Here is a 15,009-nt window from a genome sequence, read left to right as displayed (position 1 = left end):
ATCGATCCCACCCTGCCGGAGAAACCCCTGTGTCCGACATGGCCATGCTTCGTTTCGGAATCATCATCGCCGGCGTCCTGCTGGTGGCGGCGATCTTCCTGTTCGGTCGTCCCAAGAAGCCCGCCCAGGGCCGCCGCATCGAGAGCACCGAGCGCGACACCGCCCGCGTCGAGCCCAGCCTTGCGGGCGACGACACCAGTGAGCAGTTGCAGGACTACAGCGACGACCGCGTCAGCCAACCCGAGCTGGGCCTGCCCGGCGGCACCCCGGTGGCAGGCGTCGAAAGCGACCTGGGCAAGCGGCCCAGCCAGGATTTCGACAAGATCGTCTCGCTGTACGTCGCGGCCAAGGCCGGGCAGGTGCTGCGCGGCGAGGACATCGTGGTCGCCGCCGAGAAGACCGGCCTGACCTTCGGCCACATGAATGTCTTCCACCGGCTGGTGGAAGGGCATCCGGAACGCGGCCCGGTCTTCAGCATGGCCAACATCATGCAGCCCGGCAGCTTCGACATGGCCAACATCCGCACCCTGGAAACCCCGGCCATCGCGTTCTTCCTCACGCTGCCCGCGCCGATGACCGCACTGGAAGCCTGGGAGAAGCTGCTGCCCAACGTCGAGCGCATGGCCGAACTGCTCGGCGGCGTGGTCCTCGACGACAGTCGCAACACCCTCGGCCGCCAGCGCATCCAGCACATCCGCGAAGAACTGCGTGCGTACGACAGGCAGCATGAGGCGCCGCCGCTGACTAAGGCGCCGCGGTGGTGAGCCGCGCGGCCCGTTAGTTCCATTCGCATGACGTCCTCACTCGATACTAATCGCGAGTTGTATCTGGCGATCACACGACTCGCTGGTGAGCACAAGGAAGACGAGCGTTCCCTCGAAGTCTTTCTCCTCGCTCTGCTCCGGAAGGCCGAGGCGTTCGGCGCACACCGTTCGCTAACGCTAGTGGAAGTCTACGATCTGATAAGCGCCGGCTTCACGCACGACCCGGCATCGTTCCAGGAGGAGTGGCGTCAAGCGTATGACGGGCTACCTGCTGAGGAAGAGGGCTACGCGGGCTGGCATGCCACGCTCGTGCGTCAGATCGTGGACCTGCGCGAAATGGATGAGAGTGGCGCATTGGAAGACAAGATGAGGTATTTCGGCCTCACTTCGCCGCGAGTGACGTCCTGGTACAACTTCGATCCGTGCGGATACCTTGAATGTGCGATGGCGGGCTCGTTCGGGGGCTGGGAGCCGGGCGATGCGACGGGCCGGAGCTTCGTTCCGGGCTTGGTGGCAGTGCTCGCAGAGGACGGCTCGACGGTGGCCGTGGATCCCGCCACGCTGGAAAGGCGAGTGTCCTTATTGCCTGAAATAAGCTGGGACCAATTCAAGGATTTCCTCGTATGCGGTCAGATCTACGAGTAGGGGTATCTGACCGGTAGCACGTAGGATGGGTTGAGCGAAGCGATACCCATCATCTTGAATCCTGAGGTATCTTGATGGGTATCGCCTGCGGCTCAACCCATCCTACGATTGCGTTCCATCGCTTCGTTGCGTGCCTCTGAAGGAATGACGATGTCCGGCCACCGCATCTTCACCACCTCCTTCGCCAGCGTGTATCCGCTGTACGTGCACAAGGCCGAGCGCAAGGGGCGGACGAAAGCCGAGGTCGATGAGGTCATCCGCTGGCTGACCGGCTACGACCAGGCCGGGCTTGAGCGTCAGATCGATGCCAGGATCGATTTCGAGACCTTCTTCACCGAGGCCCCGCAGCTCCACCCCCATGCGTCGCTTATCAAAGGCGTGGTCTGCGGGGTGCGTGTGGAAGACGTCGACGATCCGCTGATGCAGAAGATCCGCTACCTCGACAAGCTGGTGGACGACCTGGCGAAAGGGAAGGCGATGGAGAAGATCCTGCGGTGATCTCGGACGGCGGGCCATGGCCCGCCCTACGCGAGTCAGGTCTTGCGTAGGGTGGGCCTTGGCCCACCACCACACGATCCCGCACACTCCCGCCATGCCCCGCAACATCCTCTTCATCTGCACCCAGAACCGCCTGCGCAGCCCGACGGCGGAGCAGGTGTTCGCCGACTGGCCGGGGATCGAGACGGCGTCTGCGGGGCTGGGCAACGATGCCGAAGTGCCGGTCTCGCCCGAGTTGCTGGCGTGGGCGGATATCGTGTTCGTGATGGAGAAGGTCCATCGCAATCGCCTGTCGGCGAAGTTCGGCAGTCATCTCAAGGGCGCGCGGGTGATCTGCCTGGATATCCCGGACGAGTACGAATACATGGACCCTCACCTGGTCCGCCTGTTGAAGCAGAAGGTCACGCGCTTCCTGCCTGGGTCATGAGGACCGCACCATGATCGACCTGGAACTCACCCACGTCCGCCCCTTCATCGGAAGCAAGGACTTCGACACCTCCAAGGCCTTTTACGAAGCGCTCGGTTGGACGACGGCTGCTTGTTGATGGTCTGGTCCAGCCTCGCGTGTTGGGGTTCGCGCTGCTCATCCCAACCTGTCAAAACCCGATGGAATACCCCATGAGCCGTTCCCTGCAGACCTTCACCGGCAACTGCCACTGCGGCGCGACCCGCTTCGAGATCACCACCGATTTCCCCGAGCTGACGCAGTGCGACTGCTCCATCTGTCGCAAGAAGAACGCGCTGATGGTGAAGGTGCACGAAAGCGCCTTCCGCCTGCTGGCCGGCGAAGACGCGCTCACCGAGTACCAGTTCCACACCCATACCGCCCACCACTACTTCTGCAAGGTGTGCGGCATCTATCCCTTCCACCGCAAGCGCGTCACGCCGGAGTACTACGGCATCAACGTGTTCTGCCTGGACGGCTTCGATCCCGACGGCATCCCGGTGCGGATGACGGTGGGCGCGGGCATGGACTGACGTCCTGTTCAGCCGGTATGGCGGGCTTGAGCCCGCCCTACGCCACTCTCACATTCCCGTCGCCAGATCGGGCTCCGAGCCTTATCGATGGCCCTCCGGGCCTTGCACGCAAGGCGCTGCGCCCCGTCGATCGGGCCCGCAAAGCCATCGATGGTTCTCGGGAAGCCATCGATCGCTTTCAAAGACCCATCGATCGCATTCCGAGCTCCATCGATGGAGCGGCCGTGCTCCGTCGATGGCATTCCGAAAGCCATCGATCGCACTCTGAAACCCATCGATCGCTTGTGGAATGCCATCGATCGCTCTCAAAGACCCATCGATGGCTTTCCGGGCTCGATCCATAGGGCAGGGGAGCCCGGCGGTTGGGATTCCGGGCGCCGCGCGCGGCACTCAGCACCTTGCGCATGGGGTTCGGAATGCCATCCCGGACCTGCCGGTACGCGCACGCGATGCGCCGGAGGTCCGCCCTGGCCCTCGAATGCGGCCACGCGGCAACTCCCCTCACGCCCGCCGGCTTTAGAATTCCCCCATGACGCCGACCCCTGCCGCCCGCATCGCCGACCTCCGCCGCCAGCTGGAGGACGCCAACCACCGCTACCACGTGCTCGACGAGCCCAACATCCCGGACGCCGAGTACGACCGCCTGTTGCGCGAACTGGACGAACTGGAAGTCGCGCATCCCGAGCTGGTCACCGCCGATTCGCCCACCCAGCGCGTTGGCAACGCCCCGGCCGGCAAGTTCGCCGAGGTGCGCCACGCCATCCCCATGCTGTCGCTGGGCAATGCCTTCAGCGACGAGGAAGTGCAGGACTTCGTCCGCCGCATCGCCGACAAGCTGAAGCGGCCCACGCTGCTGTTCTCCGCCGAGCCCAAGCTGGACGGGCTGGCCATCAGCCTGCGCTACGAAGGCGGTGCGTTCGTGCAGGGCGCCACGCGCGGCGATGGCGCCACCGGCGAGGACGTCACCCTCAACCTGCGCACGGTCAAGGCCATTCCGTTGAAGCTGCGCGGCAAAGGCTGGCCTGACGTGCTGGAAGTGCGCGGCGAGGTGTACATGCCGCGCGCCGATTTCGAGAAGTACAACGAACACGCCCGCCTGCACGGCGGCAAGGTGCTGGCCAACCCCCGCAACGGCGCCGCCGGTTCGCTGCGCCAGCTGGACCCGCGCATCACCGCGCAGCGGCCGCTGGCGTTCTTCGCCTACGGCACCGGCCTGGTGGAAGGCGGCGAATTGCCGGACTCGCATTCGGCCGCACTGAAGCAGTTGCGTGAGTGGGGCTTCCCGGTCAGCAGCCTCAGCGAGACCGTGGAAGGCGCCGATGGGCTGCTGGACTATTACCGCCGCATCGGCGAACGCCGCGACGCCTTGCCGTTCGACATCGACGGTGTGGTCTACAAGCTGGACGACGGGGAAGGGCAACGCGAGATGGGGTTTGTCTCGCGCGCGCCGCGCTGGGCCATCGCGCACAAGTTCCCGGCGCAGGAACAGATGACGGTGCTCGATTCCATCGAGGTCAACGTCGGCCGGACCGGCGCGGTGACGCCGTGGGCGCTGATGCAGCCGGTGCACGTGGGTGGCGTGACGGTGACGCGCGCCACGCTGCACAACGCCGACCAGGTGGCGCGCCTGGATGTACGCAATGGCGACACGGTGATCATCCGCCGTGCCGGCGATGTCATTCCCGAAGTGGTGGGTGTGGTGCTGGAACGCCGTCCCGCAAAGACCGAGCCGTGGCAGATGCCGACGGCGTGCCCCGTCTGCGGCTCGGAGATCGTGCGCGAAGAGGGTGCGGCCGTCTGGCGCTGCAGCGGCGAGCTGACCTGCCCGGCGCAACGCAAGGAGACGATCATCCACTTCGCCTCGCGCCGCGCGATGGACATCGAGGGGCTGGGCGAACGCTTCGTGGAGGACCTGAGCGACCTCGGCATCGTCCAGCGCATCGCCGACCTGTATACGCTGACCGTGGACGACCTGCTGGAGATGAAGCGGCGCGCGGACGAGCGCGACGGCACCACCCCTGAGACCGTCAAGGCCGGCAAGGTGGCAACCAAGTGGGCCGAAAACCTGATCGAGGCCATCGACCGCAGCCGGCACACCACGCTGGAACGTTTCCTGTTCGGGCTCGGCATCCAGCACGTGGGCGAGAGCACGGCCAAGGCGCTGGCGCAGTGGTTCGGCGACCTGCAGCTGATCCGCCGCCTGCCATGGCCGCTGTTCAAGCGCGTGCCGGACATCGGTGGCGAGGTGGCGCGCTCGCTGGGCCATTTCCTGGACCAGCCGGGCAACCAGCAGGCCATCGACGACCTGCTGGCGCGCGGCGTGGTGATCGGCGACACGCATGCGCCCTCGGGCAAGCTGCGCGCCGGCCTGGACCTGGCCACGCTGCTGGTGGACCTGGAGATCCCCAAGGTCACCCGCGTGCGTGCCGAACAGCTGGCGTCGGCGTTCCCGTCGGTGCAGGCGCTGCTGGACGCGCCGGTGCACAACTTCGTCACCGCCGGCCTGCCGAGCGATTCGGCCAACGCCTTTGCCGCGTGGCTGGAAGACGAGGCGAATGCGCAGTTGCTGACGCGCAGCGGTGCGGCGCTGGAAGAGCTGCTGCAGGTTACGCCGGAAGACGTTGCCGTCTCTGCCGGCCCGCTCGACGGCAAGACCGTGGTGCTGACCGGTGGCCTGGCGGCGATGAGCCGCGACGAAGCCGGCGAGAAGCTGGAAGCGCTGGGCGCGAAGATCGCCGGCAGCGTGTCGAAGAAGACGCATCTGGTGGTGGCCGGCGAAGCCGCCGGCTCCAAGCTGGCCAAGGCGCAGGAACTGGGCATCGAGATCTGGGACGAAGCCCAGCTGCTGGCGTTCCTGGAGCAGCACGCATGAGGCGGCGTCCGCTTCCCTGTAGGAGCGACGTCAGTCGCGACCGCACGCCTACAGTGCCCGGACCCTTCGATACAGGCGTGCACAACATGCTGCATCACAGGGGAATTCTTCCGGTCGCGACTGACGTCGCTCCTACAAGGGCAGGGGGATTGTCTTGACCTGGCAGCCCTCCGCTTCCCTCGACGCACTGCGCCTGCGCGCCTCGCTCAACCGGCTGATCCGCGAGTTCTTCCACGCCCGCGACGTGCTGGAGGTGGAGACGCCGATGATGTCGCGGGCGGGCAACACCGATCCGAACATCGCCTCGTTCTCGCTGGAATTCTCCGGGCGCACTGATGGCGCGTCGCGCACGCGCTGGCTGCGGACCTCGCCGGAGTTTCCATTGAAGCGGCTGCTGGCGGCCGGCGTGGGCGACTGCTACGAGCTTGGCCGCGTGTTCCGCGACGGCGAGGCGGGCGGGCGGCACAACCCGGAATTCACGATGCTGGAGTGGTACCGCGTGGGCTGGACGCTGGCGCCGCTGATCGATGAAACCATGGCGCTGGTGCAGGCCGCGCTGGCGCTGGTCGGCCGCACGGCCACGGCGTCGCGCATCCGTTTCCGCGACCTCTACCAGCAACGGCTGGGCTTCGATCCGTTGACCGCCGACCTGGACACGTTGCGCAACGCGGCCAGCGGCATCGCCATCGACGGCGAGGGCCTGACGCGGGACGACTGGCTGGACCTGCTGATGACGCACCGGATCCAGCCGGACTTCCCGCGCGACCAACTGCTGGCGGTATACGACTACCCGGCCTCGCAGTGCGCGCTGGCGCGCATCCGCCACGATGATGTGCCGGTGGCCGAGCGTTTCGAGCTTTACCTGGGGCCGTTGGAACTGGCCAACGGGTACCACGAACTCGCCGATGGCATCGAACAGGGCCAGCGCTTCCAGCGCGACGTAGCCACGCGTTTGGCGCGCGGCGCGCCGTCGCCGGCGATCGACGCGCACCTGTTGGCGGCGTTGTCCCATGGCTTTCCCGATTGCTCGGGCGTCGCGCTGGGCATGGACCGGTTGTTGATGGCCATGCAGGACTCCCCGCGCATCGCCGATGTGCTGGCGTTCGATTTCGCGCGGGCCTGAAAGCCAGCCAAACACGCCATCAGCGGATCGATTCCTGCAAACGGTTTCGTGGGTTCACGTTCATGATGGCTGCGTAGATTTCAGGACAACACACACGAGGATGCATGCCATGGAACGTCGACTTCTTGCTTCGCTGACGCTGGGCGCCGCCGCGCTGCTCGGCACCGCTGCTGCCCACGCCGCGCCGCAGTACGGCAGTGATGGCTACGCACGCAACGGGCAGATGATCCGCTGCGAATCCAACGATGGCCGCTATCGCGAATGCCGCATGGACACGCGCGGCCGCGTGCAGGTGGTGAGGCAGTTGTCGAAGACGCGCTGCGAGGAAGGCAGCACCTGGGGCCAGACCCGCGATGGCGTGTGGGTGAATCGTGGTTGCCGCGCGGAGTTCGCCAGCGGGCGCGGCGGTTGGAATGGCGGTAGCAGCGGGCAGCGCATCCGCTGTGAATCGGACAATGGCCGCACGCGCACCTGCGCGATCTCCACGCGTGGCGATGTGCGTCTGGTGCGCCAGCTCTCCAGCGCGCGCTGCGTCGAAGGGCGGAGCTGGGGCCAGGACCGTAACGGGATATGGGTGTCGCAGGGGTGCCGTGCGGAGTTCGAGGTCCAGGGGCGCGGCAACGGCTGGGGCGGTGGCGGCTGGAACAACGGAGGGGGCTACGGCCAGGTATTCCGTTGCGAGTCCGACCGCGACCGCACCCGTGTATGCGACGTGCAGGGCCGGGGTGGTGTGCAGTTGGTGCGCCAGCTGTCCAGCGCGCCCTGCATCGAAGGCCGCACCTGGGGCCGTGATGGCCGCGGGGTGTGGGTCACGGCAGGCTGCCGGGCGGAGTTCCGCAGCCGCTGATATCGCGGCAGGAAGAGGGCTTTCACGGCGGGTCGTTACAATGGCGGCATGACCAATGCCATCGACTACGCCCGTTACGATCACGTCCGTCCGATCCGCTGGACCGGCAACGCCCTGGAGTTGCTGGACCAGCGCAGGTTGCCCTTCGTGGTGGAGTACCTGAGTTGCGCCACCAGCGACGAAGTGGCCGCCGCCATCCATGCCCTGGCGGTACGCGGCGCGCCGGCCATCGGTATTGCCGCGGCATGGGGCGTGGTCCTCGCGTCGCGCGAGGTGATGGCGACCACGCCCGCGGAAGCGCTGGAGAAGCTGGAGCCCGCGTTGCAGCGATTGAATGACGCGCGCCCCACGGCAGTGAACCTGGCATGGGCGTTGGCGCGGATGCGCGCCGCGCTGAAGACGGCGGGCAACGAATGGCGCGGTGTACTGGAGCTGGAGGCGCTGGCCATCGCAGAGGAAGACCTGGCTGCCAACCGCCACATGGGCGAATTGGGTGCCGGGCTGATTCCCGCCGGCAGTGGCGTGTTGACCCATTGCAACACCGGCTCGCTGGCCACGGCCGGCTTCGGTACGGCACTGGGCGTGATCCGCGCCGGCGTGGCGCAGGGGCGCATCGGCAAGGTCTACGCGGGCGAGACGCGGCCCTGGCAGCAGGGCGCGCGCCTGACTGCATGGGAACTGCTGCAGGACGGCATCCCGGCAACGCTGATCGCCGACTCCGCCGCCGCCCACCTGATGAAGACCGGCGCGGTGCAATGGGTCGTCGTGGGGGCGGACCGCATCTGCGCCAACGGCGACACGGCCAACAAGATCGGCACCTACCAGCTGGCCATCGCGGCGCGCCACCACGGCGTGGGCTTCATGGTGGTGGCGCCATCGTCCACCGTGGACATGGCCACGCCGAGCGGTGACGCGATCCACATCGAGGAGCGCGATCCGGCCGAGCTTCTGGGCGTCGGCGGCACGCGCACGGTGGCCGAGGGCGTGCCGGCGTGGAATCCCGTCTTCGACGTCACCCCGGCGACGCTGATCGATGCCATCGTCACCGAGAAGGGCGTGATCGAGCGGCCGGATGAAACACGCATGCGGGAAGCGTTCGGCGGATGAAGCGGGTCATGCGCCAGCGCCTGTGGGCGGAAAGCGCCCCCGTACGTCAGTTCCGCCGGCATGCCGGCGGCAGCGGGGCGCGCCCCGCGTGACCCGTTGCAGGCGACGGGCGCATTCTGAACGGGTAGTGGCACGCAAGTTGCATCGTGACGGCAGTCCTGTACTGGAACCGCGCATGCGCGCCCGACTGCTCCATGCTCCGATCGCCGCCCCGGGCCTGCTGCACAGCCTGCGCGGACTGCTGTCGCGCAATTCCACCCGCGCGCTGAACGCCGAGGAACGGGAAGACCTCGCGCTGGCGCAACTGCGGGCCACCCGGCCCATCGTCAGTGGCGTGCTGTTGTGCGGCGCCGTGCTGCTGGCGATCACCGCCCTGTTCGACATGGCAGGCGTGACGCCATCGATCGGGTACCCGGTGTGGTCGCAGTTGCTGGCGTCTGCCTTGGTGGCGGGTTGCGCGGCAGGCGTATCGCGGATGGTGAACTGGCAACATCGCCTGGTCCTGATGCTGCTGGCCACGCTGCTGACCGGCATCTTCATGAGCATGCCGTTGCCCGGAGCGACCGGCCAACTGGCGCTGCGGACGGGCCTGTTCCAACTGCTGCCGCTGGCGCTGATGGCGCTGATGGTGCGTCCGGTATCGTTGCTGGCGCTCGCCCTGCTGATCGTGGTGATGGCACTGCTGCGCATCGCCCTGTACGGGGCGCCGGGTACGGGCAGCGCGCTGTACTGGTTGTATACGCTGACCACGATCGGCTTCGGCCTGGTGCTGGCGGGTTATCGGACGGACTTCGCGGTATCGGCCTGGCAGATGCGTCGCCGGCTGGTGCGGCAGGCGCATACCGATGAACTGACCGGCCTGCTCAATCGCAACGGTTGGAACGAGCACGCCGTGTCGGCGCACGCGCGTGCGGTGGTGGCAGGTGTCCCGGTGGTGGTCGCGGTACTGGACATCGATTACTTCAAGCGCATCAACGACCACCACGGCCATGACGGCGGTGATCTGGTGCTGCAGCGGCTGGGCGACATCATGCGTGCGCGGGTTGGCGCCCACGGATGCGCGGCGCGTATCGGCGGCGAGGAGTTCGCGGTGCTGCTGGAAGGTGAAGACGCACGGGCGGCGCGCGCGTTCGCCGAGCGGGTGCGAAGCGAGTTCGGCAAGGAGCAGGGCGGCGTCGTCGCCACGCTGTCCGCCGGCATCGCTGAACACCGGCCGGGCGAGTCCTTGCGTGACCAGATGCGTCGCGCGGACCAGGCGCTGTATGACGCCAAGCGCGAAGGGCGTGACCGCGTGCATGTGGCGGATGTTTCCTGAACGTCTTGATGTGATTCCAAATGTGACATCCCTGCGATAGCATCCTTGGATACCCGCGTGGCCGCGCGAAACGCGCTGCTCCGCTGCCGTCCACAGATGCCGGGGAATCATGAACGACGACGACAGCGCCCGGCGAAGTTGGGGCACATGGCGACTGCCGCTGCTGGGGCTGGCCGTCCTGCTGATCGTGGTTGGCCCCGTGCTGCTGCTGCAGCGGCTGTCACGGGCGAATCTCGACGCCGCCGATGCCGTGGCGCACACCCACCAGGTGGAAGCGGCGGTGATGGCGATGGTCGTCGAGGTTCGCGAGATCGAATCCTCCGGCATGATGATCGCGCTCGGCGCGGACCATCCGCTGGCCCGCGATCGCCTGGCCTCCGGCAGGAAGACGCTGCCCGACCGGTTCGCGACGCTGACCGAACTCACGGCCGACAACCCCGAGCAGCTCGTGCTCATCGGCCGCCTGCGCGAACTGGTCGAGGCGCGCATGGAGGTCATCGATCAACTCATGCAGGCCCCCGAAGCGTACCGGGGCTCCGTGGTGGCGCCCTTGGCGACGCGCTTCCCCATCCGTGGCCTGTTGACGCAGATCCTGGACAACGAACGGCAGTTGCTGGCCCAGCGCAACTACGACGCGCAGCGCCAGCGCCAGCGCGCGGAATGGTTGGCCCTCGTGGCCATGGGCGCGCAGTTGCTGCTGCTCGCCCTGGTGTTGCTGTCGCTGGGTCGCCAGGTCGCGCGCCGGCTGAATGCGGAGAAGCGGATCGCACAGGCCAGCGAGCGTGCGCTGGTCATGCTGGACACGGTGCGGGAACCCATCGTGCTGCTGGACGGCGACCAGCACATCAAGATGCACAACATCGCCTTCGGCGAGCTCTACGGCATGGGCAAGGGCGCAAAGGCGGGCAGTCTGGACGAACTGGGCACCGCCTGGCAGGACAAGGTGATGCGGCAGCGCCTGGATGACGTGCTTGCACGAGGACGCGAGTTGTGGGACTACGAACTGCAGCAGGACACCGTCGATGGTGTGCGCCGTACCGTACTGCTCAATGCACGCCGCATGCCGCTGCCGGGGGAAGACGAGCATGCCGTGCTGATGACGGTCAGCGACATCTCGCTGCAGAAGACCGCACAGCAGGAGATCGCCGCGCTGAACCGCCAGCTGGAAGGCAAGGTCGAGCAGGTGTCGGAAGTGAACCGCGAGCTGGAGGCCTTCAGCTATTCGGTATCGCACGATCTGCGCGCGCCGCTGCGGCACGTGGCCGGTTTCTCGGACAAGCTGGGCCGCCACCTGGGCGAGGACATCGACGACAAGAGCCGTCATTACCTGGACGTGATCGGCAATTCCGCGCGCCGCATGTCGCAACTGATCGATGACCTGCTGGTGTACTCGCGTCTGGGCCGGAGCGCGCTGCGGCTTCAGGCGGTGGACATGCAGTCGCTGGTAGCCGAAGCGCGCGCCATGCTGGATGCCAACGAGGCCAACGAAGGCCGCGCCGACCGGGTGGAATGGCGCATCGCGCCGCAGCCCATCGTGCTGGCCGACGAGAACATGATGCGGCAGGTATGGAGCAACCTGCTGGGCAACGCGCTGAAGTACAGCAGCCAGCGCGATCGTTCCATCGTCGAGGTGGGCCACCAGTTGCAGGGTGACGGCAGCCACCTGTTCAGCGTACGTGACAACGGCGCGGGTTTCGATATGGCGTATGCCGGCAAGCTGTTCGGCGTGTTCCAGCGCCTGCACAAGGCCAGCGACTTCCCTGGCACGGGCATCGGCTTGGCCAGCGTCCGGCGCGTTCTCGGCCGGCACGGTGGGCGCATCTGGGCCGAATCCGAGCCCGGCCAGGGCGCCACCTTCTATTTCACCCTTCCCGCGGCGCTCGACGCTCCGCTTTCCAGAGAGAGAGACGCATGAGCGCCATCCGCACCATCCTGTTGGCCGAAGACAGCCTGGCCGACGCCGAAATGGCGATCGACGCGCTGCGCGAGGCCAACCTCGCCAATCCCATCGTGCATGTCGAGGACGGCGTGGAAGCGCTGGATTACCTGTTGCGCCGTGGTGCGCATGCCCAGCGCGAAGATGGACTTCCTTCGGTGCTGTTGCTGGACATCAAGATGCCGCGCATGGATGGGCTGGAGGTGCTGAAGACCATCCGTGGCGACGAGAAGCTCAGACACCTGCCGGTGGTGATCCTGTCGTCCTCGCGCGAGGAAAGCGACCTGGCGCGCAGCTGGGACCTGGGAGTGAACGCTTACGTGGTCAAGCCGGTGGATATCGATCAGTTCTTCCAGGCGGTCAAGACGCTGGGCACGTTCTGGGCGGTCATCAACGAAACCCTGCCGCGGGACTGATCCGTGCCGAAATCGGGAACACCGCTGGGACCTGTCCGCATCCTGCTGGTCGAGGATTCCGAACTCGATGCCGAACTGCTGATCGAGCAGTTGCACGAGGCCGGGCTGGATGCCGATTTCGTGCGCGTGGACGCCGCCGACGACCTGCGCACGGCGCTGGCGGGTGCGCCGTTCGACCTGGTGCTTTCGGACATGGAACTGCCCGGTTTCTCCGGTTACGAGGCCCTGGAAATCCTGCGGACGCATGATCCCCGGCTGCCGTTCGTGTTCTTCTCGGGCACCATCGGTGAAGAAACCGCAGTCAAGGCATTGCAGGAAGGCGCCAGCGACTATGTGCTGAAGCACAACCCGGTGCGCCTGCCGGCCGCGGTGGCACGTGCCATCCGCGAGGCGCGCAGCGAGCGCGAACGCGAGCATGCCGAACGCGAGCTGATGCGCTCGCAGCGGCTCGACTGCCTGGCGATGCTGGCGGCGGGCCTGAGCCACGATCTGCGCAATATCCTGCAGCCGTTGTTGATCGTGCCCGACCTGCTGGCGACCTACAGCGACGATCCGAAGATCCTACGCCTGGGTTCGGTGATCTCGGAGAGCGGCAAGCGCGGACACGAGATGGCCGATTCGATGCTGTCGTTCGTGCGCGGTTCGCGCAAGGCCAGCGAGACCATCAGCGTGGCCGCGTTGTTCAGCGCGGTGCAACTGCTGCTGCAGGGCAGCCTGTCGCGGCAGGTCCGGCTGACGGTGGAGCAACCGTCCGAAGACCTGCTGATCGAAGGCAACTACACGGAGTTCCAGCAGTGCCTGATCAACCTGTGCCTGAACGGCATCCAGGCCATGGCCGAACGCGGCGGCCAGCTGACCCTGTCGGCGGTGCAGACGGTCGCCGACGATGGGCAGGACTACGTGGTGCTGCGTGTTTCCGATGAAGGCAGCGGCATGGACGAGGCTACCCGCCAGCAGCTGTTCACGCCGTTCTTCACCACCAAGGCCAGTGGCACGGGCCTGGGCCTGATGTCCTGCAAGCGCATCGTCGAATCCGTGCGCGGTCGCATCGAAGTGAACAGCGCGCCCGGGCAGGGCAGCGCATTCGAACTGCACCTTCCGGCTCCTGCTGTGGACGACTGGGCGGGCACGGAAGACGCGGCGTTCCGTGATGGCGAGGGTCGCCGCATCCTGTTGGTCGATGGCGATGCCACGCGCCTCTCACTGCTCGGCAACGCGCTGGCCAGCCAGGGCTACGATCCGATCATGGCGCCGGACGGTGCGAATGCGTTGCAGCAGATCGCGCGGAATGGTCTGCCGGAACTGGCGATCATCGACGACGACATCCTGTTGCTGTCCGCTGCCGACGTACTTGCAGTGCTGCAGGAAGCCGGCTTCGATGGTCCGGTGATCCGTCTGCGGGAGCCGGGCAGACCGCACGACGGCCACGACTGCGCCGCGACACTGACCAAGCCGGTGCAGGTCCAGGCGCTGTTCGAGGCGATCGAGCACGCCCTGGGTCTGCGCGCGTAAGCGTCCCTGCCTCATGCAGGGACGCTGTGCAGTCAGGCGTGGCCTGCGGCCGTGGCGACGGCCGGCTTCAGCCGCTGCCATACGGCGCGCATGATGGGTTGTGCGCGGTACCAGCCGATCGGCGTATCGGGGCAGTAGCGCTGCAGCCGGTCGCGCAGCGAGGGCGCGATGTCGTCGAAGTCCTGGCGATGGTGCAGCAGATAGGCGTCGTACCCGATCTTCAGGCATTGCTCCAGGTCGCCTACCGTGGCTCCGACCACCTGGAATGTGTCTTCGTTGAGGCGTGTCTTCCAGTAGGCGAGTTCAGCGTCGATGTCGACGATCTGGGCGGTGGCATGGGCATTGCGATGATGCAGGCTGGCCATTGGTGATCCCCGGTCGCGTGGTGGTGGCGACGTGGATTTTTTGTTCCGCCCGGTGATGCTTAAGTGAAATAAAGAACGTTTTAACCGGTGTTTAACCGCGCGCGGTCTTTTGCGTTCACCTTTGCATTCGCTGTGTGACGATGCGGGTGCCCGCTTTGTTCATCGCTTCTGCCAACAGGGCGCGTTCGTCCACGATGGTGGCCCGTGGCGGGGCGAACAGCGGAGCATCCTCTTCCAGGGGCGCATTGAGCCGCTCCCATACGCGCGTGATGACCGCGTGCGCCAACGGCCAGTCCAGCCGGACACCACGCACGATGCACGCCTCGTAGCGGGAGGGCAACGAAGGCAGCAGTTCTTCGAGCGATCGTCTGTGCGACAGCAGGTAGATGTCGTAGGCGAACTTCAGCGTGGGCACGTAATGGCGGAACGGCGTGCCCGGGCGGTGGAAGCTCTGGCGCGCGTAGGTTTCTTCCCAGAAGCGCAGTTCCGAGTGGATGTCGACGACGGCACAGGGCATCGCATCGTCTATCCACGCGGGTGCGGACGGATCAGGCAGGCAAGACATGAGGTCCCCTCCATGGCGCAAGACCATGGCCGAGCGTGGACCTTGTGGATGAAACGCGGCTTACCT

At 66.5% G+C, this 15,009-nt stretch carries 15 protein-coding genes; 13 read left to right on the top strand and 2 right to left on the bottom strand.

Annotation, left to right across the window (positions count from 1 at the left end; translation table 11 throughout):
- Positions 1-29: 29 nt before the first annotated feature.
- The 13 genes from zipA to OY559_RS11655 all read left to right on the top strand — a co-directional run bounded on the left by zipA (position 30) and on the right by OY559_RS11655 (position 14,013).
- Positions 30-764: a cell division protein ZipA gene (gene zipA / locus OY559_RS11715; protein WP_277726433.1), complete on the top strand. Its 735-nt coding sequence runs from the start codon at positions 30-32 to the stop codon at positions 762-764.
- A gap of 27 nt (positions 765-791) precedes the next feature.
- Positions 792-1,409, top strand: a complete 618-nt coding sequence (locus tag OY559_RS11710; RefSeq protein WP_277726432.1) for a hypothetical protein — start codon at positions 792-794, stop codon at positions 1,407-1,409.
- A gap of 150 nt (positions 1,410-1,559) precedes the next feature.
- Positions 1,560-1,907, top strand: coding sequence for a DUF2200 domain-containing protein (locus OY559_RS11705; RefSeq protein ID WP_277726431.1), 348 nt, complete (start codon positions 1,560-1,562; stop codon positions 1,905-1,907).
- Between the two features lie 94 nt (positions 1,908-2,001).
- Positions 2,002-2,334, top strand: coding sequence for a low molecular weight protein tyrosine phosphatase family protein (locus OY559_RS11700; RefSeq protein WP_277726430.1), 333 nt, complete (start codon positions 2,002-2,004; stop codon positions 2,332-2,334).
- 191 nt (positions 2,335-2,525) lie between these two features.
- Positions 2,526-2,885 carry a GFA family protein gene (locus OY559_RS11695; protein ID WP_277726429.1) on the top strand — a complete coding sequence of 120 codons (360 nt, stop codon included), beginning with the start codon at positions 2,526-2,528 and terminating at the stop codon, positions 2,883-2,885.
- Between the two features lie 529 nt (positions 2,886-3,414).
- Positions 3,415-5,757, top strand: a complete 2,343-nt coding sequence (gene ligA, locus OY559_RS11690) for an NAD-dependent DNA ligase LigA (protein ID WP_277726428.1) — start codon at positions 3,415-3,417, stop codon at positions 5,755-5,757.
- 154 nt (positions 5,758-5,911) lie between these two features.
- The gene (gene epmA / locus OY559_RS11685) at positions 5,912-6,880 is read left to right on the top strand and encodes an EF-P lysine aminoacylase EpmA (protein WP_277726427.1); all 969 of its coding nucleotides are present in this window, start codon (positions 5,912-5,914) and stop codon (positions 6,878-6,880) included.
- A gap of 109 nt (positions 6,881-6,989) precedes the next feature.
- Entirely contained in the window at positions 6,990-7,727 is a 738-nt protein-coding gene (locus tag OY559_RS11680; protein WP_277726426.1) for a DUF3011 domain-containing protein, read from the top strand.
- 48 nt (positions 7,728-7,775) lie between these two features.
- Positions 7,776-8,834 (top strand): S-methyl-5-thioribose-1-phosphate isomerase, encoded by a 1,059-nt coding sequence (gene mtnA / locus OY559_RS11675; RefSeq protein WP_277726425.1) that lies wholly within the window; start codon positions 7,776-7,778, stop codon positions 8,832-8,834.
- Between the two features lie 175 nt (positions 8,835-9,009).
- Entirely contained in the window at positions 9,010-10,149 is a 1,140-nt protein-coding gene (locus OY559_RS11670) for a GGDEF domain-containing protein (RefSeq protein WP_277726424.1), read from the top strand.
- Positions 10,150-10,258: 109 nt separating this feature from the next.
- Complete coding sequence (locus OY559_RS11665) at positions 10,259-12,064, top strand: sensor histidine kinase (protein ID WP_277726423.1); 1,806 nt, start codon at positions 10,259-10,261, stop codon at positions 12,062-12,064.
- Positions 12,061-12,501: a response regulator gene (locus tag OY559_RS11660; protein WP_277726422.1), complete on the top strand. Its 441-nt coding sequence runs from the start codon at positions 12,061-12,063 to the stop codon at positions 12,499-12,501. The genes OY559_RS11665 and OY559_RS11660 overlap by 4 nt, the downstream gene beginning before the upstream one ends.
- Before the next feature lie 3 nt (positions 12,502-12,504).
- Positions 12,505-14,013 (top strand): hybrid sensor histidine kinase/response regulator, encoded by a 1,509-nt coding sequence (locus OY559_RS11655; protein ID WP_277726421.1) that lies wholly within the window; start codon positions 12,505-12,507, stop codon positions 14,011-14,013.
- A 32-nt stretch (positions 14,014-14,045) separates the two neighbouring features.
- On the opposite strand, the gene OY559_RS11650 is transcribed toward OY559_RS11655, so the two are convergent.
- Both OY559_RS11650 and OY559_RS11645 read right to left on the bottom strand, forming a co-directional pair.
- Positions 14,046-14,378 (bottom strand): hypothetical protein, encoded by a 333-nt coding sequence (locus OY559_RS11650; protein ID WP_277726420.1) that lies wholly within the window; start codon positions 14,376-14,378, stop codon positions 14,046-14,048.
- A gap of 115 nt (positions 14,379-14,493) precedes the next feature.
- Positions 14,494-14,943, bottom strand: coding sequence for a hypothetical protein (locus OY559_RS11645; protein WP_277726419.1), 450 nt, complete (start codon positions 14,941-14,943; stop codon positions 14,494-14,496).
- Positions 14,944-15,009: the final 66 nt, after the last annotated feature.

Origin of the sequence: Pseudoxanthomonas sp. SE1, from assembly GCF_029542205.1 — a bacterium.
Classification (GTDB): domain Bacteria; phylum Pseudomonadota; class Gammaproteobacteria; order Xanthomonadales; family Xanthomonadaceae; genus Pseudoxanthomonas_A.
Note: the sequence above shows the minus strand (reverse complement) of the source record. Positions and strands in the feature narration are given on the sequence as shown.